22 protein-coding genes are annotated in these 23,990 nt (G+C 39.8%); 12 read left to right on the top strand and 10 right to left on the bottom strand.

Features of this window, described 5'->3' with window-relative positions:
- The 5 genes from waaA to rfaD form a co-directional block, all read right to left on the bottom strand.
- Entirely contained in the window at nt 1-1,266 is a 1,266-nt protein-coding gene (gene waaA, locus AACT19_RS09755; protein WP_076646100.1) for a lipid IV(A) 3-deoxy-D-manno-octulosonic acid transferase, read from the bottom strand.
- Nucleotides 1,260-2,315, bottom strand: coding sequence for a lipopolysaccharide heptosyltransferase II (gene waaF / locus AACT19_RS09750; protein WP_083717877.1), 1,056 nt, complete (start codon nt 2,313-2,315; stop codon nt 1,260-1,262). The genes waaA and waaF overlap by 7 nt, the downstream gene beginning before the upstream one ends.
- Nucleotides 2,312-3,547, bottom strand: a complete 1,236-nt coding sequence (locus AACT19_RS09745) for an O-antigen ligase family protein (RefSeq protein ID WP_004733220.1) — start codon at nt 3,545-3,547, stop codon at nt 2,312-2,314. Before AACT19_RS09745 ends, waaF begins: the two co-directional genes overlap by 4 nt.
- Entirely contained in the window at nt 3,544-4,566 is a 1,023-nt protein-coding gene (lpxM, locus tag AACT19_RS09740; RefSeq protein WP_004733221.1) for a lauroyl-Kdo(2)-lipid IV(A) myristoyltransferase, read from the bottom strand. Before lpxM ends, AACT19_RS09745 begins: the two co-directional genes overlap by 4 nt.
- Before the next feature lie 173 nt (nt 4,567-4,739).
- The gene (gene rfaD / locus AACT19_RS09735; RefSeq protein ID WP_004733223.1) at nt 4,740-5,681 is read right to left on the bottom strand and encodes an ADP-glyceromanno-heptose 6-epimerase; all 942 of its coding nucleotides are present in this window, start codon (nt 5,679-5,681) and stop codon (nt 4,740-4,742) included.
- 152 nt (nt 5,682-5,833) lie between these two features.
- Here rfaD and AACT19_RS09730 point away from each other — a divergent pair, with 152 nt between their 5' ends.
- Entirely contained in the window at nt 5,834-6,997 is a 1,164-nt protein-coding gene (locus AACT19_RS09730; protein WP_076646098.1) for a nucleotide sugar dehydrogenase, read from the top strand.
- Between the two features lie 157 nt (nt 6,998-7,154).
- A complete protein-coding gene (locus AACT19_RS09725; RefSeq protein WP_004733226.1) occupies nt 7,155-7,793 on the top strand; it encodes a TetR/AcrR family transcriptional regulator in 639 nt (212 codons plus the stop codon).
- A gap of 259 nt (nt 7,794-8,052) precedes the next feature.
- Here AACT19_RS09725 and AACT19_RS09720 read toward each other — a convergent pair whose 3' ends face one another.
- The 5 genes from AACT19_RS09720 to AACT19_RS09700 form a co-directional block, all read right to left on the bottom strand.
- A complete protein-coding gene (locus AACT19_RS09720; RefSeq protein ID WP_076646097.1) occupies nt 8,053-9,204 on the bottom strand; it encodes a murein hydrolase activator EnvC family protein in 1,152 nt (383 codons plus the stop codon).
- A 90-nt stretch (nt 9,205-9,294) separates the two neighbouring features.
- Nucleotides 9,295-10,116, bottom strand: coding sequence for a serine O-acetyltransferase (gene cysE, locus AACT19_RS09715; RefSeq protein WP_009847961.1), 822 nt, complete (start codon nt 10,114-10,116; stop codon nt 9,295-9,297).
- A gap of 247 nt (nt 10,117-10,363) precedes the next feature.
- Nucleotides 10,364-11,446, bottom strand: coding sequence for an NAD(P)H-dependent glycerol-3-phosphate dehydrogenase (gene gpsA, locus AACT19_RS09710; RefSeq protein ID WP_076646096.1), 1,083 nt, complete (start codon nt 11,444-11,446; stop codon nt 10,364-10,366).
- A 284-nt stretch (nt 11,447-11,730) separates the two neighbouring features.
- Nucleotides 11,731-12,207 (bottom strand): protein-export chaperone SecB, encoded by a 477-nt coding sequence (gene secB / locus AACT19_RS09705; protein WP_004733234.1) that lies wholly within the window; start codon nt 12,205-12,207, stop codon nt 11,731-11,733.
- A 116-nt stretch (nt 12,208-12,323) separates the two neighbouring features.
- Nucleotides 12,324-12,758 (bottom strand): rhodanese-like domain-containing protein, encoded by a 435-nt coding sequence (locus AACT19_RS09700; protein WP_012603060.1) that lies wholly within the window; start codon nt 12,756-12,758, stop codon nt 12,324-12,326.
- A gap of 273 nt (nt 12,759-13,031) precedes the next feature.
- Between AACT19_RS09700 and rfbB the strand changes: the two genes are divergently transcribed.
- From rfbB to AACT19_RS09650, 10 genes are read left to right on the top strand one after another with little or no spacing between them, the layout of a single operon-like run.
- Nucleotides 13,032-14,147 (top strand): dTDP-glucose 4,6-dehydratase, encoded by a 1,116-nt coding sequence (rfbB, locus tag AACT19_RS09695; RefSeq protein ID WP_004733238.1) that lies wholly within the window; start codon nt 13,032-13,034, stop codon nt 14,145-14,147.
- Nucleotides 14,147-15,037, top strand: a complete 891-nt coding sequence (gene rfbA, locus AACT19_RS09690) for a glucose-1-phosphate thymidylyltransferase RfbA (protein WP_017093642.1) — start codon at nt 14,147-14,149, stop codon at nt 15,035-15,037. The genes rfbB and rfbA overlap by 1 nt, the downstream gene beginning before the upstream one ends.
- Nucleotides 15,037-15,918 (top strand): dTDP-4-dehydrorhamnose reductase, encoded by an 882-nt coding sequence (gene rfbD / locus AACT19_RS09685; protein WP_076646095.1) that lies wholly within the window; start codon nt 15,037-15,039, stop codon nt 15,916-15,918. The genes rfbA and rfbD overlap by 1 nt, the downstream gene beginning before the upstream one ends.
- Nucleotides 15,919-15,921: 3 nt before the next feature.
- Entirely contained in the window at nt 15,922-16,485 is a 564-nt protein-coding gene (gene rfbC / locus AACT19_RS09680) for a dTDP-4-dehydrorhamnose 3,5-epimerase (RefSeq protein ID WP_076646094.1), read from the top strand.
- Nucleotides 16,486-16,516: 31 nt separating this feature from the next.
- Nucleotides 16,517-17,563 (top strand): hypothetical protein, encoded by a 1,047-nt coding sequence (locus tag AACT19_RS09675; protein WP_076646093.1) that lies wholly within the window; start codon nt 16,517-16,519, stop codon nt 17,561-17,563.
- Entirely contained in the window at nt 17,550-19,637 is a 2,088-nt protein-coding gene (locus AACT19_RS09670; protein ID WP_242658939.1) for an alpha-L-rhamnosidase-related protein, read from the top strand. The genes AACT19_RS09675 and AACT19_RS09670 overlap by 14 nt, the downstream gene beginning before the upstream one ends.
- Nucleotides 19,638-20,753, top strand: coding sequence for an O-antigen polymerase (locus tag AACT19_RS09665; protein WP_076646092.1), 1,116 nt, complete (start codon nt 19,638-19,640; stop codon nt 20,751-20,753).
- A complete protein-coding gene (locus AACT19_RS09660) occupies nt 20,750-21,583 on the top strand; it encodes a rhamnosyl transferase (protein WP_076646091.1) in 834 nt (277 codons plus the stop codon). The genes AACT19_RS09665 and AACT19_RS09660 overlap by 4 nt, the downstream gene beginning before the upstream one ends.
- Nucleotides 21,580-22,758: a hypothetical protein gene (locus AACT19_RS09655; RefSeq protein ID WP_004733250.1), complete on the top strand. Its 1,179-nt coding sequence runs from the start codon at nt 21,580-21,582 to the stop codon at nt 22,756-22,758. The genes AACT19_RS09660 and AACT19_RS09655 overlap by 4 nt, the downstream gene beginning before the upstream one ends.
- Nucleotides 22,758-23,990: a glycosyltransferase family 4 protein gene (locus AACT19_RS09650; RefSeq protein ID WP_076646090.1), complete on the top strand. Its 1,233-nt coding sequence runs from the start codon at nt 22,758-22,760 to the stop codon at nt 23,988-23,990. The genes AACT19_RS09655 and AACT19_RS09650 overlap by 1 nt, the downstream gene beginning before the upstream one ends.

The following is a 23,990-nucleotide window of genomic DNA, read 5'->3' as shown; positions in this document are numbered from 1 at the left end:
CTAATACTCGTTAACTAAGGTAAGTGTTTTCTTTAGAGAGCCGCTATTTTTTTTAACAAAATCAAGGAGCTTATTTGATTGCTCATCGCGCTGATTATGTTCTAAAAGTAAGTCTGAGACAGTGCTTCCCAAATTTATGGACGTTGATATTTGGATAGCCCCTATGTTGATTAGGCTCTCGACAATAAATGAAAAATTATAGTAGCTTGGCCCTGTGATAATTGGGACACCTAAAGCTGCTGGCTCGAGGACGTTGTGCCCCCCGACCTCCGTTCCTAATAAGCTCCCACCCATGAAGCAAGTATCGCTAGCTCCTATAAACGTTAGCATCTCACCCACTGTGTCACCTAGATATACCTGAGTGGTTTTACTCACCTGTCTCTTTGATGTTCGTCTAACTGACTCAAAGTTTTGTTGTGCACACAGCTCAAAAACATCATTAAACCTTTCTGGGTGTCTTGGAACCAATATAAGTAAAGCATTAGGTATTTCTTTTAAAACCTGCTTGTGAGCATTCAGTATGTGAATATCCTCACCTTTATGAGTGCTCGCAGCTATCCAAATGGGGCGAGCACCCCCAATGTTTTGTCGTAGATCTTTGGCCAATTTTTTAGCTGTGGTTGATATCTCAATATCGAATTTAATTGAACCAGTGATTTTCAATTTAGCGTGGGGGATGCCTAAAGAATGGAAATAATCGGCATCTATTTTATTTTGACATAATACTTGAGTTAAACATGGCGTAATGAGGTTGAAGATTGGCTGAAGTTTAGCGTAATTATTGTACGATTTTTTAGAAAGCCTAGCATTTACGATAATTATCGGTACACCAAATTGGTGTACTTCATTGAGAGTATTTGGCCAGAGTTCGGTCTCTATTATTAGCATCTTGCGGGGCTGAATTATTTTTAGAAAAGACTTAACTGCAAACCTAAAATCTATCGGCATGTAGCGATGTTCGACCAAAGAACCAAGCTTTGAAATTTGTTCCGCGCCGGTACTTGTTGTTGTTGTAACTAAAATAGGTTGTGTCGGATTTTCATTTTTCAATGCTTTAATTAATGGGGTAGCGGCGATGCACTCACCTACTGATACTGCGTGAATCCAGATCGGGCGATCATTTGATTTTAGTTTCTGGATTATCCCAAAATGTTCTTTCCAACGATTTCCAAATTTTGGCTTGTTTGGCTTGCTTCTATAGAGCCCAAATAATAGTACAGGGGAAACTAAAGTGAGAAATAGAGTGTAAAGCGTGCGAATTAACATGAACTAACCGTAATCGCTTCAAGTCTTTGAATACTTGAGAGTACTTGTGCTGGTGATAGCTCACTCAAGCACTTGAGATGGTTAAATTGACACTCACGCTTAAAACAAGGTCGACAGGCAATATCGGTATGTACGATTTCAACTTTCTTTGCTAAAGGTGGCGTGTATTTGGGTGATGTGGACCCATAAACTGCTACGACTTTACAACCAACCGCGGCAGCAACATGCATTAAGCCAGAATCATTCGCGACTACAGTTTGACATGCTCCAAGCAAGTCTACAGCTTCAATAAGGCTTGTTTGACCTGCCAATACATGAATGTTTTGGCGTAGCCCTTCTGGAACTAGATTCTTAATACTATTACAGGTTTCGAGATCTTTTTGCGAACCAAATAGCCAGACTTGTTTGTTCACTTTACTCATTGCCGTTGCAACTTCTGCGTAGTGCGCCTCTGGCCATTTTTTTGCGGGGCCAAATTCCGCCCCAGGACAAAGGCCGATGATACCGCCATCTAAAGCTAGGTTGAACTTTCTAGCTGTTTCGAGTTGCTCTTTCTTGTTAATGGTTAAAGCTGGTCGAGGTAAATTTTCGAGTCCACCAAGTGAGCTAGAATCAAGCATACTTTCTTTAGGGTGTGCTAACGCGACATAGCGTTCGACCATATATTGAAACGACTTTTTATTTGGTCGAAGGTCGTTCAATAGTCCATAGCGCATTTCCCCCTTCCATCCCGTTCGTTTTGGGATATTAGCAAACCAAGGGATGAGAGCCGACTTTGCTGAATTGGGACAAATGAAAGCTTGGTCGTATTGAGTTGCTCGTAGTGTTTTACCTAAAGCACGACGACCCAAAAAATTGAACTCCCCATGGCCAATAGGCATATCGATTGCATGGTTGATTTCTGGCATGCGGTCCAAAATCGGTTTACACCAGTTTGGAGCGATAACATCTATAATCGCGCCTGGATATTGTTGTTTTAGCGTTGTGTATAGAGATTGTGACATCACCATGTCACCGACCCAAGACGGTCCTATTATGAGGATTTTCATGATGCTATCGTTTCTTGCTCGTTATGTTTTGAATATGCCGCACCAAAGAATATAGCGGTACCTATCGAATAAAAAAGGATGCCTGAATGGTGAGCGAGATAGTGTTGAGTTAAGCTAAAACCAATTACGGAGGTTATATGAACAATTCCCGCTACCGCAAAAAAATACTGATTATTTCTAGATCGTGATGTGCTAATTTTTTTCCATAATAGATAGAGTGGAACTCCGAAGAAGGCAAACATAGTAAACAATCCTATGAGCCCTTTTGTTTGAAGCTCTTCAAAAAATTGATTGTGTGCACGTTTTGATTTCAACACTTGTTTGTCAACCAACCCTTTTTCGATTTGTGCCTTCTTTGCTCGTTTGACACCATCAAAGCCTTGGCCGAATATCGGCTTATCTAAGGCAGAATATGTAGCTGACTTCCACATTTCTAAACGAGCCCCGGAAGATGTTTTTGAATAACTATTTTGATATCTATGAATATCTGAAAGCATCGCATCAATTCTGGGTTTGATTGTTGGGGATATGAAAATAATAGTCGCAGTTATCGATAGTATCGCAATAACTTTAGAACGAAAAGAAAAGCTATCTTTATAAATATAAAATAGATAAATAATAATAAAAGGTGGTAGTATCCAGGCTCCTCTCGAACCTGCAAGTAAAGTGGCTGATAAACCTAGAATTATACTGACGCTAGATATCGTGATTAACAACAATTCTTTGGTTTGTTTCGCATAAATTAGAGCTACTATTGATAATAAAGCAAGTGATGAAGCTATGCCTCCAGCTTGAATCACCATATAGCCATTTTCGTAAAAGGCTCGCTCTCCTGTTGTTACATAATGATATATGGCCAGTGTGCCTGCGATACTGGCACCCAGACAAATAGAATAAAATATAAATTTGATCGATGGAGGGCTATTGGCAATATATAGCATAACAACCACTGCAAAAATAACTCTGCTAGGCATATCTAGTTGACCTAAATCACCACCATTAATTGTTAATGACAATAGGGTAACTAAAAAATAACCTAACATTGCACCAGTTGTATACTTAATATAGATGCCGTTACTATTTTTAAATGTCCATGGCAGAGTAAATAAAGCAACTAACACCAATGGGAGAGTTGAAAACTTATAGCTATCCCCAGTTAATAGTAAAAATGAAAAAAAGAAGCCAGAAACAATTGAACTGACAAGGTAACGATTATTAGTGAGTATGGTCATTTTTTCTTATTTTCTTTATTCGTGTGATTGTCTGTAATAATCTTCCAATCAAGATTGTAACGGGACTTAAATAAATTGTAGAAGTTTGTTTCATTTTTCTGTGTATAGAGAAGCTGTAGAATCCACATGTATTGTTCTGGCTTTGGCTCAACAAACGTTTCAATAGCTTGGTTCATAGCTCGAGCATCTGCCTGATCTTCACTCTGAAATTCAAGGGCGGGCAGTACCTCTAAGGCGTACTTTCCTGTTTCAGGGTCGATTGATGCGAAAAGCGGAACTATCTTAGCTCTAGATAACTTAGCCAATTTACTTAGCCCTGGTAGGGTAGCTTTGGTTGTATCAAAAAAGCTGACGAACTCACTGAGTTCTGCACCATGGTCTTGATCTGGTAAGTAATACCCCAAGTATCCATCTTTAATTGATTTGATAAATGGTTTTATTCCTCCAGAACGTTCATACACACGGCCGCCATACTGAATTCTTTGACGATGCATAAGCCAATCAAACACTGGGTTCTTTTGTTTTTTTGCCATCGCTGAAACTGGGAGTCCCATAGAAGCAAGCATTATTGCAGGAATATCAATTGCCCATGAGTGCGGGACTAATAATATGACGTTTTCACCGTTGTCGGTATGTTTAGTCAGGTTTTCTTTTCCAGAGAATTCACATTGTTCTTGTAACCAGGATTTTGATTTTAAGGTAAGTAAGCTAAAGCGCAGTACAAAGACGCTAGCTGTGTATAGTGTTTTATAAATTAATTGCTCGCGCTCTTGAAAACTGAGCTTCGGAAAGCATAGCTCAAAATTTACCCGGGCTCTGTGAGCTGGACCTTTTTTCGATTTAGATAGCTTTAAAGCAATAATGCGCGCTAACCATTGATGAAAACACAATGGAAGTAAGGCTACTGGGAGTGCTAATATTACAGCTAACCATGTTCCCCATAACTTAGGTGCGAGGAAAGCCCGCCCAAAACTAGGGTTGTAAGCTTTTGGATCAAAGTCATCGCGTTGCTCTGTCATTTAAAATCATTAACCTTAAAAGTTACTTAGCTTTTCTATATCACTTTACTTTTTTATTGTATTCGAGGGTATATAGAGTATTTGCGCACAGCACAAATTTACTTTTTTGTCGCTGGATTTAGAAGCTAAGAGGTGTAGGGGGAGTATTTTACCCCCTAAGTTTACACGTGATGCTACTTGTTTATAATTTGCATGTATTGGGCAACGCCTTGCGCTACCGTTTTAAATGCAATGTCACAGCCTGCTGCTCGAAGTTTCGTAAGGTCAGCTTGAGTAAACTCTTGGTAAGCGCCTTTTAAATGTTCAGGGAAAGGAATCGTTTCGATTTCACCTTTACCGTGGTGTTTAATTACCGCTTTGGCAACTTCGTCAAAAGACTCAGCATTGCCGGTGCCTAAGTTAAATATGCCAGAAACACCATTTTCTAAAAACCACAGGTTTACTGCTGCCACATCACCGACATACACAAAATCACGCTGGAATGTTTCGCTACCTGCGAACAGTTTAGGATTCTCACCGGCGTTCATTTGGTTGTTTAGGTGGAAAGCAACAGAGGCCATGCTGCCTTTGTGATCTTCGCGGGGACCGTAAACATTGAAGTAACGGAAACCAGTAATTTGAGGTAACGTCTCATTATGCGCAACAGCATCCGCGGCTAGGCGACGAACGTAGTTATCAAATTGTTGTTTAGAGTAACCGTAGACATTTAATGCGCCTTCATACTCTTTTTCTTCGATGAAAGTCTCTGTCTCACCGTAAGTTGCAGCTGAAGAGGCATATAGGAAGGGGATTTCACGCTCAACACAGTAATGCAGTAACTCTTTTGAGTACTCATAGTTGTTGAGCATCATGTATTTACCATCCCACTCGGTCGTTGCCGAACAAGCACCTTCATGGAAAATAGCTTCAATAGGGCCGAAATCATCGCCAGCCATAACTTGAGTTAGGAAGTCGTCGCGATCCATGTAGTCAGTGATGTCTAGGTCTACAAGGTTCTTGAACTTTTTACCGTTCTTGAGGTTGTCGACAACTAGAATATCGTTGTGGCCTGCGTCATTGAGTGCTTTCACAATATTGCTGCCGATCATGCCAGCACCACCAGTTACGATAATCATATTTTCCCTACTCTTTTGAATATAAAACTTTGGTGAGTATAGCAAGGAATGGATAAGGCGGGCTAGTGGAATAATTCTCCAACCAGAGTATGATATGACCAGCTAAATTATGAATTAAATTGAGTAAATAACTCAAAGCTATAGGTATTAGTATGAAAATTGCAGTAGCTGGGACAGGATATGTCGGCTTATCAAATGCGATGTTATTAGCACAAAACCACGAAGTGGTAGCTGTCGATATCATTGAAGAAAAAGTGACTATGCTTAATAAGAAGCAATCACCGATTGTTGATGGCGAAATCGAACATTTTTTATCGAATAAACAGCTGAACTTTAGAGCAACAACAGACAAGGCAGCATATAAAAATGCTGAATTTGTTATCATAGCAACGCCTACCGATTATGACCCCAAAAGTAACTATTTTAATACATCCTCTGTTGAGTCTGTTATTAAAGATGTTATGAGCATAAACCCAGGTGCTGTGATGGTCATAAAATCAACAGTCCCTGTCGGTTACACTGCGCAGATTAAAGAAGATTTAGGTTGTGACAACATTATGTTCTCACCAGAATTTTTACGTGAAGGCAAAGCCCTGTACGATAACCTACACCCATCACGCATTATCGTTGGTGAGTGTTCTGAGCGAGCTAAAGTATTTGCAAACCTTCTTGTTGAAGGCGCAGAAAAAGAGAATATCGACGTACTGTTTACTAACTCTACAGAAGCGGAAGCAGTCAAGCTCTTCTCAAATACCTACCTCGCGATGCGTGTTTCGTATTTTAACGAGCTTGATTCTTACGCTGAAGCGCATGGCTTGGATTCTCGTCAGATTATCGAAGGTGTTGGCTTAGATCCTCGAATTGGCAATCATTACAACAACCCTTCATTTGGTTACGGTGGTTACTGCTTACCGAAAGACACCAAGCAGTTGTTGGCGAATTACCAAGATGTGCCTAACAACATTGTGGGCGCTATTGTTGACGCTAACCGCACTCGTAAAGACTTTATTGCGGAGTCCATTATTAGGCGCTCGCCTAAAATTGTAGGTATCTATCGCTTGATCATGAAGGCCGGCTCGGACAACTTCCGTGCGTCGTCGATTCAAGGCATCATGAAGCGTTTGAAAGCTAAAGGTATTGAAGTGGTCGTGTTCGAACCTGTGTTGGAAGAAGAGCATTTCTTTAACTCGAAGGTTTATTCTAACCTAGAAGAGTTCAAAGCCGTATCAGATGTGATTGTATCCAATAGAATGGTCGATGAAATCGCAGACGTTGCAGATAAGGTGTACACACGAGACCTCTTTGGCAGTGATTGATTCCAGCAGCGATTAATTACAGCTGTGATTGATCAAAGGTATTATGGATTGAAGGTGAATTTTAGCGCTTGCTAATTCGACCAGATGTTATCAGCTCGATCTATCCGCTTAGTGGCGATATACTGAACCACTAAACGGATAGGGATACTAATAACTAATGAAAACACGTGACAAGATTGTTTACGCTGCTCTAGAGCTTTTTAATGAGCACGGTGAGCGCAGTATTACGACCAATCATATTGCTGAGCATATCGAGATTAGCCCTGGTAACCTCTACTACCACTTCCGTAACAAACAAGAAATTGTACGTGACATCTTTACGCTCTATTCAACAGAGTTACTTGAAAGGTTCACGCCGATTCAAGGCCAACAAGAAAGCCTGACGCTACTAAAACGCTACTTAGATTCTATCTTCACGTTGATGTGGAAGTACCGATTCTTCTATGCGAACCTACCTGAAATATTGTCACGTGATGAAAAACTCCACCTTGATTACATGGCCGTACAAGAAAAGCTGCAAACGAATCTTGTGGATATTATGAGAGCCTTCGTTGAGTTGAACTTGCTCAAAGCAACGGATACGGAAATGAAGTCGATGGTCACTTCTCTTCACTTGATCGCATCAGGTTGGTTAGCTTATCAATCTGCGATGTCTCCAAAAGCCCAAATTACCGAGCAAGTGGTACATCAAGGAATGTTGCAGATGATCGCCACCGTTAAGCCGATTGCGACTGCCCAAGGTTTTGAACAGCTGACATTGTTGGAAGATGGTGTAAGGGCTTTGAACTCCAAGTAGAAAGATGCGAGTAACCGAGATTCGAGATACGAAGAACGGGGAAGAGCAGGTTTGAGGGGTGGGATATGAACCGCGAAGTCATTCCCTACAGCGAGGTACGAGCGTGATAGGGAATATCTCTTTATCCTCGAGGCTAACAATGTAGTAGCGAGATTCCAGATATTTCGTTCCTCAATTCTGGAATGACGAAGCCTGATAAATATAAATTCAGAGATTTTCCGCTCTTCACATCTCGATTACTCGAATCCTGTATCTGCTCTTACCTAACTAACCAACTCTTTGGATTCTGAGCTTGGCTGTTTCTGCGAATCTCAAAATACAGAGATGGGCGCGTTTGGCCGCCAGTGTCACCAGCAAGTGCAATCGCTTCACCCGCTTTAACCTTGTCACCTTCTTTCTTCAGTAGTGCTTGGTTAAAGCCATAGAGCGTCATATCGCCTTTACCGTGATCAAGCAGTACTACTAAACCATAACCGCGTAAGTACTCAGCAAAAACCACCGTGCCTGAATAAACAGACTTAACTTGCTGACCGTACTTAGCTTTGATCACCATGCCTTTCCAGTTTATTTGACCCGTTTGGCGTGAGCCGTAGTTATGCAGAACTTTGTCTTTGATTGGCCAAGGCAGTTTGCCTTTACGTTTGGCTAACCCATCCATAGGGATTGCATTACGTCTCTCGCGAGCAGCTTTTTCCGCTTTCGCTATTTCAGCTTTTAGGCGAGTTTCATTGCGCTGAAGCTCCGCCAAGTAATTCTTATCACCCGAAATGTTCTTTTTAATACTGCCAACGGTTTTCTTACGCTGAGTTTGAGTCTTAGATAGCTTGTCGCGCTTGGTGGTTTGCTGTTTTAGCAGTGTTGCTATCTGTTCTTGCTCAAGTTGACGCTGTTTATGGCTTTCTTCTAATTCAAGTTGCGTCTGTTCAATCGTTTTGATTGTTGCGGAACGCGCTTTGGCAAGGTGTTGGTAGTAGTGACTGATACGATCTTCTTCCACACCAGTGTTGAGGATGTGAGAAGACGCTTTAGCTCGACTTGTCATGTAGTAAGTTTGAATCAGTTGTTCTAACTTGTCGGTATGGATTTTTTTCTGAGCCGTAAGCGCTTTAATCTTGGTGTCTAAGTTGGCAAGATTTGCATTGGCCGTATTGAGTTGCTTTTTACTGTCTAGAATCGCCTTTTCAAGCGACACAATCGACAGCTCTTGTTTCTTGAGGTTTGCCTGTAGGCTATCGAGTTTTTTCTGCTGTGAGGAAAGGTTTTTTTGTTGGCGAGATATTTCGCTCGATACGCCTTTCAGTTCCCCCTGAGAGGCGGCAAATGACGATGTAGATAACAGAGCAGCGCAAAGGCTGGCAGATATCATAAGAGTCCGGCTAATGGCTCGAATTTGTTTCATCATTATCGTCATTTAGTTGTATTCATCTGCTCTTGATTTTTCGAATTTCGCTGAATCGAATCCCGCATCTGCTTTTAAGCTCTTCGCATCTCGAATTTGCTCTTAAATCCCATCACCATGGATGAAGTTCTGAGAGCGACCGTTGAACCCTTGGTCCATATCCAAAGAGGGTTTGTCTGTTTTCGGTTTACCGACAATTTTTGCAGGAACCCCAGCGACTGTTGTATGAGGTGGTACGGCTTGTAGAACCACAGAGCAAGAACCAATCTTCGCCCCTTCACCCACTTCAATGTTGCCGAGTATTTTAGCGCCGGCACCAATCATTACGCCTTCGCGGATTTTAGGGTGACGATCGCCACCTTCTTTACCTGTACCACCAAGGGTCACGTCTTGAAGAATCGATACATCATTTTCAACGACGGCTGTTTCACCAATTACAATGCCTGTCGCGTGGTCGAGCATGATAGCTTTGCCGATACGAGCTGCTGGGTGAATATCCACTTGGCAAGCAACCGAAATTTGGTTTTGTAAGTAAGTGGCAAGCGCAATGCGACCTTGTTTCCATAGCCAGTTAGCCACTCGGTAGCCTTGTAGAGCATGGTAGCCTTTCAGATAAAGCAGAGGCATCGAGTACATCTCGACCGCAGGATCTCGATTTACTGTCGCGCAAATATCACAAGCTGCCGCATCAATAATAGATTGGTCCTGTTTAAATGCTTGTTCAACCACTTCACGCACCGCCATTGCAGGCATTGAAGCTGTTTTTAGCTTGTTTGCTAGGATGTAGCTAAGGGCTGCGCCTAAACTTTCATGGTTGATGATCGTGGCATGATAAAAACTCGCAAGCATAGGTTCTTGCTCCGACTGCTGTCGAGCTTCCTTCACAATGCATTGCCAAACTTTTTGTTGTTCACAGTGTTTCATTTTACCATCCATTATTTTTAAGGGGCAGATGCTAGATTCGAAGAGCGATAAGAGCTGATGCGAGTAACCGAGATACGAAGAGCGAGATGTAAAGAACAGATTAGAGTCGCGAGATGCGGATAACGAAAAGCAGCCTTCTTTAAGCGCTCAATCTGCTCTTACTCTTTTCGCATCTCGTTTACCCGAATCTCGTATCCGCTTTTACTCTTTTCGTATCTCGTTTACTCGAATCCCGTATCTGCTCTTACTATCTTTCTGACTTCTTGTCTCGTGCAAGTAGATCTTGTGCTGCTAAGTGTGCATCTTTCCCTTGATACAACACTTGATAAATTTGTTCAACAATTGGCATCTCAACGCCCATGCGTTCTGATAATAACCAAACTTCTTTGGTGTTGCGATAACCTTCAACGACTTGGCCAATTTCTTCTTGTGCGGTATCTACATCTTTGCCTGCGCCAAGCGCCAAACCAAAGCGACGGTTACGTGATTGGTTATCAGTACACGTTAGTACTAGGTCGCCTAATCCAGCCATACCCATGAAGGTTTCTGGTTGCGCGCCAAGAGCAGCACCTAATCGGCTCATTTCAGCCAAGCCGCGAGTGATGAGTGCGGTACGTGCATTAGCACCAAAGCCAATACCATCCGACATGCCTGCGCCAATTGCGATAACATTCTTCACTGCGCCGCCAAGCTGCATACCAATGAAATCGGAGTTTGCGTACACGCGGAATGTTTTACCGCAGTGAATTTTTTCTTGAAGCTCTTCTAGGAAAACTTCATCAGGTGAAGCTACAGAGATAGCCGTTGGCATGCCCATCGCTAACTCTTTGGCAAAGGTAGGTCCTGATAGAACAGCTAGTGAGTAGCCATCACCAAGCACATCATGCGCGACATCTTTAAGTAAACGACCGGTTTCAGGCTCTAAGCCTTTGGTCGCCCAACAGATGCGAGAGTCTGAGGCTAAGTAAGGTTTAATGCTGTTAAGCACGACGCCGAATACGTGGCTCGGGACAACAAGCAAAAGGTCTCGGCTTGAAGTTATTGCTTTTTCTAAGTCAGATTCAATGATCAAACTTTCTGGGAATTCTATATTTGGTAGAAACTCGTTGTTCGCACGCTCAGATTCAAGGCGAGCCATATGAACAGGGTCATGTCCCCAAAGAACAACATTGGCACCGTTACGCGCTAGAGAGATCGCTAAAGATGTCCCATAAGAACCTGCGCCTATCACTGTCATAGCGATGTCTTTACCGTAAGCGCTGTCTTTACCGTAAGCGCTATCTTTACCGTAAGCGGCTTTCGCGTGAGTCGGGCGAGTTGTTTTTGTCATGCTTCCACCTAAAAATAATGAGGGAAATCGAGGAGTTCGGGAGAAACTCTTTACTAAGAAGAAAAATCTCTCTATCAAAGTACAGTGTAAATAAAAAATGCACATCGCAGAAGCTACGATGTGCATTTAAAAGCTAACTATTTAACGAAAACTAGCTATCTAATAAAAGCCCAGCTTCTTAAAAATAAGCGATTTGAGCATTAGTCAGAGTAGTTCTATTTCGAAACTTAAGCTCTACTTGAAAGCTTAAGCTCTATTTGAAAACCTAAGCTCTATTTGAAAACTTAAGCTTGCTCGCCTTCAGTTTGTTCAGCTTGTTGAGCTTGGTTTTGTAGGTAGTTCATGAACAAAGCATCAAAGTTTACTGGCGCTAGGTTCAGTTGTGGGAACGTACCTTTAACCACTAGGCTAGAAATCGTTTCACGAGCGTATGGGAATAGGATGTTCGGGCAGAATGCACCTAGGCAATGAGCCAGTTGGCCAGCTTCCATTTCGCTTGCAGAGAAGATACCGCCTTGTTGAACTTCACAAAGGAATGCAGTGTCTTCTGCGTTCTTAACCGTAACCGTTAGACGTAGGATGACTTCGTAAACGCCTTCGCCAAGTTCACGGCTTTGAGTGTCTAGGTCCAGTTTTACATCTGGGTTCCACTCTTTTTGAAACATGTCTGGAGAGTTTGGCGCTTCGAAAGAGACGTCTTTTAGGAAGATACGTTGGATTGCGAAGTTTTGTTGTGCGTCTTGTTGTGCTGCTTCAGCCATTTTCTTGTCCTTAAAAATTTTAAATTAGACTCTGTTCATTATATTTATCGAACAGAGCCTGAAAGTTAGTTTATCGGTCAGCCGCTTCTTGCCTTTAACCTATTTCTTACCTTTAACTACTTCTTGCCTTTAACTAAAGGAAGGTTAGCTTCGCTCCAAGCCACTAAGCCGCTTTTCAGTACGCTTACGTTTTCGAAACCTGCTTTAACCAGTAGGTTAGCGCTTTCTTGAGCGGTTTGACCTGTCTTGCATACTACGATGATTGGGTCTGCTTTGTGGCTTTCAAGGCTACCAAAGCTATTTGCTTTGATGTCTGACGGCAAAATGTGAACTGCGTCCGTAATATGGCCCTTTTTGAACTCATCCTTAGTACGAATATCAACCACAATGCCGTTTTCACGGTTAATCATGTGTGTGGTTTGCGCTGCCGTGATCTCTTTGTAGGCTGCGTTTGATGTCTTGATAACGTTCGCAATGATGGCAACAACCAAGCCGATCCATACGATGGCTAAAATCATATTCTCTTGAACAAATGGAACTAACTCTTGCATATCTTGAACTCTTATTCGTTATTGGGCGAAAAACTATAGGTCAGGAGTATAGCGAGGTTTTGGGTTTGGTGTACATAGAGTTAGCTTACTGACGCACATAACTGGATTTTTTTTTGATTATATTCACTCATGCATAGATAATAGGTGAATTTACATTTTTAACTTTGAATGCGTAGTGTGGTTTCGCTTTATGACCAATGGGCGGTAGCATGCTTAATGGCAAGCGCCTTACGTGCTAGGAGTTGATTTTCCAGGCTTACTTTAGGAGTTTTTGTGAAGATATTAGTCACCGGTGGTGCTGGTTTTATCGGTTCAGCAGTTATACGTCATATTATAAATAATACATCTGACAGCGTAATCAACGTTGATAAGCTCACTTATGCAGGAAACTTAGAGTCACTTGTTGAAGTTGATTCGAACGAGCATTATGTCTTCGAGCAAGTTGATATTTGTAATCGTTCAGAACTTGATCGTGTTTTTGTTGAGCATAAACCGGATGCGGTGATGCACCTCGCAGCCGAGTCGCATGTTGACCGTTCAATCACTGGCCCAGCGGCATTTATTGAAACTAATATTGTCGGCACCTATACCTTGTTAGAAGCGACTCGAGAGTATTGGAATACGCTTGAAGAAAGTGCAAAGTCAGAGTTTCGTTTTCATCATATCTCTACTGATGAAGTTTATGGCGACCTTCCACATCCCGATGATCTTGAAACGGGGACAGAGCCTTCAGCTAATGAAGAGCTGCCGATGTTTTTAGAAACAACCTCGTATGAGCCATCAAGCCCATACTCTGCATCAAAAGCAAGCTCCGATCATTTAGTTCGTGCATGGTTACGCACTTACGGGCTTCCAACTATGGTAACGAACTGCTCAAACAACTACGGCCCGTATCACTTTCCGGAGAAGCTGATTCCATTGGTTATCCTTAATGCGCTAGAAGGCAAAGATTTACCTATTTACGGTAAAGGTGATCAGATTCGTGATTGGTTGTTTGTGGAAGACCATGCTCGAGCACTCTACAAAGTCGTGACTGAAGGTAAGGTAGGCGAGACCTATAATATTGGTGGACACAACGAGAAGAAAAATCTCGAAGTCGTGAGCACGATTTGTGAAATCCTAGATACGTTAGTGCCGAAAGAGTCAGCGTATGCAGAGCAAATTACTTATGTTCAAGACCGCCCTGGTCACGACCGTCGATATGCTATTGATTCATCTAAAATGCAACGTGAACTTGGCTGGACGCCGGAAGAGACATTTAAAACGGGTCTTCGCAAGACAGTGCAATGGTATCTAGATAACTCGACATGGTGTCAAAACGTGCAAGATGGTAGCTATCAACGTGAGCGTTTGGGTGTAGAAGCAACAGGATCAAAAGGAAATAAATAATGAAAGGTATTGTTCTAGCCGGAGGATCTGGCACTCGTTTATACCCGTTGACTCGCGGAGTATCAAAGCAACTATTACCTATTTACGACAAACCTATGGTTTTTTACCCAATCTCGACATTAATGCTCGCTGGCATAAAAGACATTTTGATTATTACCACACCGGAAGACAATGCAGGTTTTCAACGCCTACTCGGTGATGGTTCTGATTTCGGTATTAACCTTGAATACGCGATTCAGCCAAGCCCGGATGGCTTAGCGCAAGCTTTTATTATCGGAGAAGAATTTATTGGTGACGACAGTGTTTGTTTAGTGCTTGGTGATAACATTTTCTATGGTCAATCTTTTTCTAAAACACTACAAAGTGCCGCTTCAAGAGAATCTGGCGCAACCGTGTTTGGTTACCAAGTCAAAGATCCACAGCGTTTTGGTGTGGTGGAATTTGATGAAGAGATGAAAGCCGTTTCAATTGAAGAAAAGCCGGAAGCACCAAAATCTAACTATGCCGTAACTGGGTTGTATTTTTACGACAACCGTGTCGTTGAAATGGCCAAACAGGTTAAACCATCTCACCGTGGCGAACTCGAAATTACCACACTTAATGAAATGTACCTCAATGGTGGTTCTCTGAATGTTGAGTTATTAGGCCGTGGCTTTGCGTGGCTAGACACAGGTACTCACGAAAGCCTTCATGAAGCCTCTTCTTTCGTTCAAACGATTGAGAACGTACAGGGCTTGAAAGTCGCTTGTTTAGAAGAAATCGCGTGGCGTAACGGTTGGTTGAGTGATGAGCAAGTTTTGACTCTAGCCAAACCAATGATGAAAAATGAATATGGCCAATATTTAACGCGCTTAGTGAACGAAATTCAGAATAATAAGGCGATAAAGTGATGCGAATACTGATTACGGGTTGCTATGGTCAAGTGGGCTCCTGTTTAATTCAACAGTTATCCAATAACGAAAATATTACAGTTCGTGCTTTGGATAAAGAGCACCTTGATATCACTAATCAAGAGGCAGTACAGGCGACAGTTGCTGAATTTCAGCCAACGGTCATCATCAATGCCGCCGCCCATACTGCAGTCGATAAAGCAGAAGAGGAAGTTGGGCTTTCTTATGCGATAAATCGCGATGGACCCAAATTCTTAGCGCTCGCGGCACAAAGCGTGGGTGCTGCAATGCTGCATATCTCAACCGATTATGTCTTTGAAGGCAACAAAGAGGGTGAGTATGTGGAAACGGATGCTACCAATCCGCAAGGGGTTTATGGTGAAAGCAAATTAGCGGGTGAGCTTGCTGTAGCAGCCGCGTGTGATAAACACATTATTCTTCGTACTGCTTGGGTGTTTGGTGAGAACGGCAATAATTTTGTCAAAACCATGCTACGTCTAGGCGCAACACGCGATGCATTAAGCATTGTTGGTGATCAATTTGGTGGTCCAACTTACGCAGGCGATATTGCTACAGCATTAATTCAAATGGCTAAGTGCATAACCCAAGGCGGTAATGTTGAGTTTGGTATTTACCATTTTTCAGGCTTACCACACGTAAGTTGGTTTGAATTTGCAGAAGCTATATTTGACTCAGCCGTTAAGCAAAACGTTATGGTTAAAAAACCAAGTTTATCCAGTATTACTACCGAGCAATATCCAACACCAGCGAAACGTCCAAGCAATTCACGGTTAAGCACTGATAAAATCACACAAGCGTTTTCTGTTGAAGCGAGTGATTGGAAGGCCGTACTAAATAATATTCAAGCGTATACAGGATAAAACATGAAAGTAATTGATACCCGTATCCCTGATGTAAAAATCATAGAGCCAAGTGTTTTTGGTGATGAGCGTGGTTTTTTTATGGAAACTTGGAACCAAAAGCGATTTGAAGAGCTAGTAACAGGCAAGCCAACACGCTTTGTACAAGATAATCATTCTAAGTCTAAGAAAGGTATCTTACGCGGCCTGCATTACCAAACTGAGAACACACAGGGCAAGTTAGTTCGTGTTGTTTCTGGCGAAGTGTTTGATGTTGCCGTGGATATTCGAGATGGCTCACCGACTTTTGGTCAATGGGTGGGGGAGTACTTATCGGCTGAAAATAAACGTCAGCTATGGGTACCTGAAGGCTTTGCGCATGGTTTTTATGTTACCAGTGAAGAAGCTGAGTTTGTTTACAAGTGTACGGATTACTACAATCCAAATGCAGAAGTATCGATTTGCTGGAATGATAAAGATATTGGTATTGAGTGGCCTCTGTTAGGTGAAGCATTCTTATCAAAGAAAGACAGCGAAGGCATCGCTTTATGTAGTTGTAAACCTCTACAATATCCACACTCCATATAATATCTTTTACTTGTTAGTGATGAATTAAAATATGATTTTAAAATTACTTCTTAAAGGCAGATGGTGGATTATATTATTCACATCAGTTTCTTTTTTTTGCTCACTTCTTTATGTTTCCAATCAAGAGCAATCTTGGGAGGCAAAGTATACAGTCACTAAATCTGATGTATCTCCTGAAGATGATTATTATAGGTTTAAACATGATGTTTTGGAATTTAAAAACTCTGTTTATAATGATTTTAGTGATAGCAAAAAAAATCCCGATACTAAAAAGTTAGTAGGTGATTTTTTAAAAGAGTTTAAAAGGCTCGACTCCCGAGGTGCGTATAAGATTCGAAGTCAATGTGATATATACAAGTTATTCTTTAATGGTGAGTTATTTAGACACCTATCAAGCGATGAACTAAATACTCTTGCTGAAAATGGTAGTATTGATAAACTAATCGAAAGTGGATATACAAGTAATATTTCTCGTCTTTGTGCATTAGATAATATGAATCGAGATAATTATGCATTCGAACTTTTTATTAATGAATTCAATAAAGAAAAAATAAAGCTAGAGTTTTATAACGAGCACTCTAGCGGGGTCCTAGGGAAACAGTCAAGTTCAGAATTCATAAATAGCATGAATGCTCTGCGTATTGACCGTCTTAATGCTGAAGTCTATTACCTCGAGTATGATTTTCCGATTAAAAATGACACCGTTAAAATATTGAATGAGTATATATCATTCATTGATAGTAAAGTTGGTATTGAGTTAGTTAAGATAATCGATGGCGTTAAGCAATCTTTCGTAAGTGAGATTAAATCAAGAAATGATAGTTTTCAAAATTCTATGAAAAGTGACTCAAGCATATCTGAAAACTACTCTTACGAAAAAGAGAACAGGAAATTAGCTTATCTAAATAAACTAACGTTTCTACCAGTAAAACATAAATTCTCAACAATAGTGAATTTCCTTGAACAGGATAATAAATCTTATGGTTGGCTCTTGATTTTTGTAAATACTCTTTTAGGACTGCTTTTAGGATTGTCATTATCTTTATTTAGGGGGGGGGAAAGTAATGAAAATGTTTGATTTCTCCAAGAAAGGTAGACTTCCGATATTATTGGTAACAATAGCAATTATTACAGTAATTGCTGTCTTAATTTTCTTTGTTGCAGAAGTAAGGCAGGTTATTAAAAAAGATAGTGAACTTACACTTGACCCTAGTACCAGAGCTGAATTAGCGCAGTTTCCTCCACAGGAAAAAATACTAGAAGGGATGACATTAACGAAATACAAACCTGTGAAAGTAGAGTATATAAGCTCTGGGAAGTGCTTACTTTCGTTTGAAAACACGTGGTTTGGCAGTGTAGGTATCACAGCTAATAATCAAAATTATGGAAAGCGCCTAGATATAAAAATAGGTGAATTGCACGATGGTATACATATATATAATTCAATAAAAAACAAAAAAGAGAATATTGCATACTACCGTACAACAATTGACGTGCCAATTAATGTAGGTGAAGATAATTATGCTGACATTCCACGAAGAATAATACCTGGCGGTTACGAACTTCCTTTTGATCTAAAGGGCGTTATGCCATTTAGATATGTCGAGGTGCTGAATGGGTGTTATAAAGGTATTGAGAATGATGTTTATCAAGTTGCATTAACCTATGATTTTCATGGTGAAAAAGGTAAATTTAAGTCAAGTAGTAATGACTTGAATCGCGTTTATGACCTAACTAGGCACACAATACTAGCAACGAGTTTTGCAGGAATGCATATCGATGGCTATCGTGAAATTCTGCCTTATGAGGCTGATGCTTATATTAATCAGTTAGGTGTCTATGCGATTGATTCAGATCCGACCTTGACGAGAAGAACGCAAGATCACTTATTGAATAAAGGTACATGGCCAACGGAATGGATCATGCATTCTGTTTTTATCGCGTATACTGACTATCTTTATACAGGAGATCTTGAATACCTTGCCAAGCATTATCAGCGATTAAAGGCTAGAACTCTTGTTGATTTAGCCAACTCTGATTACCTGATTTCATCTTCTAATCAAACTCCAGAATTACTTGAATCTATAGGCTATCAGGGGCAAAAAATCACAGATATTGTTGATTGGCCAATATCAGAGCGAGACAATTTTGCCACGATTGATGATCGAGGTAATTTAGCGTTGTATTATACTAAGCTAGTATTTAAAAAACTTCGTTTAGCGATTGTTGAAATGTTTCCACTTCCTAATGCAGCGATAGCTTACCGATTAGACCTTGAAGGATATGTTGATAATTCTAGACTGTTACCTGAAGTTAATTCTGTCGTAAATGCCTTTCATTTTTCGACGCTGAATAAAATGGCTTATTTGGCCAATGAACTAGGTTACGATGAAGATGCTCAATTTTTTAGCGAACGAGCTAAACTTGTAAAAAAATCTTACCATCGATTATTCATTGATGAGAAAAGTGGACTTATAAAAGATGCACCTTGGTCGGAACATTCGTCACAGCAATCAAATGTTTTTGCCCTTAGGTTTGGGCTCGTACCAGAAAAATATGTTGCTGATGTGTTAGAGAGTATTTTAAGTGATCGGTCTGGTAGCGTTTATCTTTATCAGTACTTTCTTGAAGCTCTTTATGAAAATGGAAAACACAATGAAGCCTTAGCGATTATAACGTCTTCTGGGAATAGAAGTTGGTTAGGTATGATGGATATACTAAAAAGCACTATGACAACAGAGTCATGGAACTTTGTTGTCAAACCTGATATGGACCTTAATCATGCTTGGGGGACTGCTCCTTTAAACATTATTAGTCGGTATTTAGTCGGTATTAAACCGCTTGCTCCAGGTTTTAAAAAATTTACAGTTTCCCCTAAGGATGAGGGGATTGATAACTATGAGTCAATTACACCAACTATCAATGGTGATATTAAACTTAATAAAATAACGATTGATAATTCAATTTCTTATAGCTTAGAGTTTGACGGGGGGATGACGGCGGAAATTGATTTCAGTTTTCCAGTCTGTGATGATGCACAGTTATTGGCAGATGGTAAAAGCATTAATCTAGTCGATAAAGACTTGAAGCTTGATAGCATAAAACCTGGGAAGTATATCTTTGAATGGAACTGTAATAATGGGAAGCAATAAGTGTTATTAATATTTTTGATTTTTATGGCTTACTCAATTGCAGCTATATTATATGTGCCGTCATTCTATTCATACCTGAGCTTTGTATGTGTTTTTTTTGTTTCTTTTCCTTTTTTGGTTAGCTATAAGTATACAAAATACATTGAAACAAATATAAAGTTTAGCTTCCCTAAAATACCATACTTCATTGTTATATTGGGGTTGGCTGCAGGGTTAACTAATTTATATGTCATTGCTAATAATGCAGGCGGAAGCTTAAGTGATATTTTTTCTATTGATGGAATTAAAGCAATATCTTATAAATCGACGACAATACGTTATGAAGGAAGCTCAACAACTAATAGTGGCAATCCATTTATACTAGCCATTTCCCTTTTTTTGTTGTTTATTGTTGGCCTTAATCAGGAAAAAAATAATGGTATTAAAACTGTTTTACTTTTCTTGCCAATAGTACTTTATACCGTCTTAACTACTGAGAAATGGCCTTCATTTCTTGCCTTTGTTTTTTTCTTCTGTGGTGTTTTTTATTCTAATAGCTTGAAAGATGTATTCAGGTTTTTGATACGTAATTCTAAGTACCTCGTTTTGGTTGGAATGCTTGCTATTTCTACTTTGATGTTTAGAAGTGGTAAGTCAGAATCTATCCTTTCACTATTAAATATGATTTGCCACTACCTGTTATCATCTTATTATGGGTTAGGTTACTGGCTAGTAAATGAGTATAACGAAGTTCCCTTGACTCTAGGTAAGTATACTTTAATTGGTCCTCTCAGTTTCTTTCCTTCTTTAACTGGGGTATTTAGAAGTTCAGGTGTCTATTCTGAGAGCTACTATGTATATGGTAATGCTTCAAATATTTATACAGCATTTCGTTATTTAATTCAGGACTTTTCAGTCTTAGGACTATTTTTAATCAATAGCATTATTTCTATGTTTTATGTGTTCTTTACCAAAAATGGTAATTATGCTGTTTCCGAAAGCATAAGATTGGTGTTGTTATTTTGCGCTATGATTTCATTAACTGTGACAATTGCTGTATATAATTCAGTGTTACTGTCAATTTTTATGTGCACATCTTATGTGTTTTTATGCTTGGTTAGGAATGGAAGTAAATGAAAGTATTAATATTTACAGTAAATTACCATAATGATCACTTAATCGATAGATTTGTATCTTCGATGATTGAATCGAAAAATCAAATTAACGATGTCGAATTAGAACTCAATATTTTGGATAACTCTGGAAAAAATAGTGGAGAGCTAAAAAATCTAAATGATAGTCTAACACAACATGATATTGATTTTAAAATACACACTTTGGGTTTTAATTCTGGTTACTTTGGAGGGTTAAAATTATGTCAGGATTTAGTTTCAGCAAGAGAATATGTTGATATAGTTATATATTGCAATTGCGATTTGTATTTCGATATAAGCTTCTTTGATTCTTTATATAAAAAGAAAAATAAAAAACACGCGATGATCGCTCCTGCTATTATTACGATTGGTGGTGATGTAGATCAAAACCCTAAATACATGAGTCGGTTGAGTCTTTCTAAGCTTAAATTCTTAGAGAAAATCTATAGTAATAGTCTTTTATTTACAACACATGATGTTTTATCGAAAGTAAAAGAGTGGATCTTCAAGCGATTAAAACGAGAAGCTGACACTTTCGAAGCTGGTACAGAAATCTATGCACCGCACGGTGCTGTATTTGTATTTACTGATATTGGTTTCTTTAAAGACCTACCCGAATTTGAATGTTTCTTATTTGGTGAAGAGATATTCATCGCTGAAGAGGCAGTAGCACGAGATAAAACTATAGTTTATGAACCTTCATTGGCGGTTTACGATGAGCGCCATGCATCGATTAGTCTTGTTGGAGTAGACAAAAGAAGAAAATTCCACGCGGATAGCATTGAATATATTTTGTCTAGGTATTACAGGTGAGATCGGCATATGCAGTTTATTGTCAGATTTTCGTATCGGCGATAAACTTTATCATTTTTTTGGTTTTTACTAATAACCTTAGTCCTGAACAGTTTGTTTTATTCTCGACAGCAGTAGGCTTAAGCGTACTTGCTTATGCTGTTGCAGAAGGTGGAATTTCGTATGTTGCCCCCAAAGCATTAAGTAATAATGATTATAAGGGAGATACGGCAAAATTGGCCGGTGCTTTTATTGGTATTAGTGTCATTATTTACATTTTTACTACAATAATAGGCTATTACCTTTGGGGGATTCTCTCTAATGATCCGTTAAGTGCCATATGGGTTGTTTGCTACCTATGTTACTTTTTACCCGTAATGATATTGCCATCATGGGCGACTTTTAAGTCAATTAAGTTACCAGAGGTTATATTATTGACATTGACCCGGTTAGGTGGTGCTGCATACCTATGGATTGCAACGTCTTATATAAACTTAGCTGGTGTCGCACTATTTAATGGATTGATCTCTCTGATAATAATATATCGAATCAATAACACAATACGATCCGTTGCTTTACCAAGTCATGTTGAAATTAAGGCTTCGCTGGGGTATCTCAAAGAAGTCTTTCTTTCTAAGACGCTTGCCTACTCCATATACAGCCTCCTTCCAATGGTGATAGCGGTTGCTTATGGGAACTCTGCATCAGCTATTTATGTACTTGGTGAGCGATTAAAATCCATGTATACAACGATTGTACAGCCGATAATACAAATAGCGTATTTAAAATTCTGTGGTGATAAAGCATTCTTTCAATCGAAAATGCTTATCGGCATTGTTTCGATGTTGTCATTTAACTTTGTTTTAGGTTTAACTATTTATTTGGTTTTTCGTTTTGAGGTGGCATTTTACTTTTTCGAAAGATTTAGAGATATAGGTGAATATTATTACTATATATTGGCTGCATTCACATCAGTGAGCTCTGCGGTTATTCTTTATTTTTATATTCTACCTAACTCAATGCTTAAAGTTTTCAGAGCCTCTACATTTATGCAAGTAATAGTTTTTATATTGTTGTTTGCTATTATGACTTCTACTAACGCACTATCCCCAGCTTTAGTGTTGTTTTTAGGAGAACTAGCACTCTTGATGAGTATTTTGTTTTTCATATTTAAAAAGAAGAACGGCGAGAATTAATGAATATTTGGTTAGTTATGACTGGTGAACCTTTGGCTCTCTATGGAGAGAGGCCTCACCGTATAGGTATATTGTCGGAAGTATTGTCCACACTTGGGCATTCAGTTACATGGTGGACAACGACATTTGATCATCAATCAAAATCGTATTTGTTTGATAATAATAAGCATCTTGATGTCAAAGCCAATCTATCAATGAAGTTCCTTCATTCTAATAGACCGTATAAAAAGAATGTATCCCTATCTAGAATCATCAACCATGGGGAAGTTGCGCAGCAGTTTATCGAGTTGGCGAAAAATGAAAGTAAACCAGATCTAATTCTTTGTTGTTACCCAACCATTGAATTAGCCTATGAGGCAACCAAATATGGTATGGAAATGTCTGTTCCGGTTGTGGTTGATGTAAGAGACTTATGGCCAGATATATTCTTGGATGCTATCCCAAGTTTTGCTCGCCCTTTTGGTAAACTTGCCCTTAAAAATTATTACAAAAAAACCAATTACATTTTTGAAAATTGTACTGCTATTACCGCCGTTTCGAAGAAGTATTTAACTTGGACGGAAAGCTTCTCCAAGAGAACCATTGATAGCAGGGACTCTGTTTTTCCTTTAGCCTACAAGATATCTGATGACGAATCAGATGGCTTACCTGAAGTAATCGAGCATTTTGAAAAGCTAGGGGTTGATTCTGAAAAGGTAATTGTCTGGTTTGTGGGGACTTTTGGAAGAACTTATGATTTATCTCCTATCATAGAAGCTGCTCGTGCAATTGATAATCCTCATGTTCAGTTCGTGTTTACTGGTGAAGGTGAGCAGGGAGAGCTCTGGAAAAAAATGGCATCAGACCTTGATAATGTTATATTTACAGGGTGGGTTGATAGAAAAGGTATCGCTTATCTATCTACGGTCGCTTCTATTGGTTTAATGGCGTATAGAAAAGGTGCGCCTCAAGGCTTGCCTAACAAAGTCTTTGAGTATCTTGCTGCAGGCCTTCCAATATTGTCTTCTTTGGAAACAGAAACAAAAGATTTATTGGAGCATCATGAAGTTGGTTTTACCTACAAAGCGAGTGACTCTAGGGATTTTCAATCAAAACTAGAAGATTTGGTGGCAAACCCTGCTAAGCTAGAGAAGCTTGGGAAACAAGCAAGAAGGTCGTTTGTTGAAAACTATTCTGCGGACACAGTCTATGAAGAAATGGCAAACTACTTATCTAATACAATACAAGAATAG

The organism is Vibrio sp. 10N.222.47.A9 (assembly GCF_963872585.1).
Taxonomy (GTDB): Bacteria; Pseudomonadota; Gammaproteobacteria; order Enterobacterales; family Vibrionaceae; genus Vibrio; species Vibrio splendidus.
Note: the sequence above shows the minus strand (reverse complement) of the source record. Positions and strands in the feature narration are given on the sequence as shown.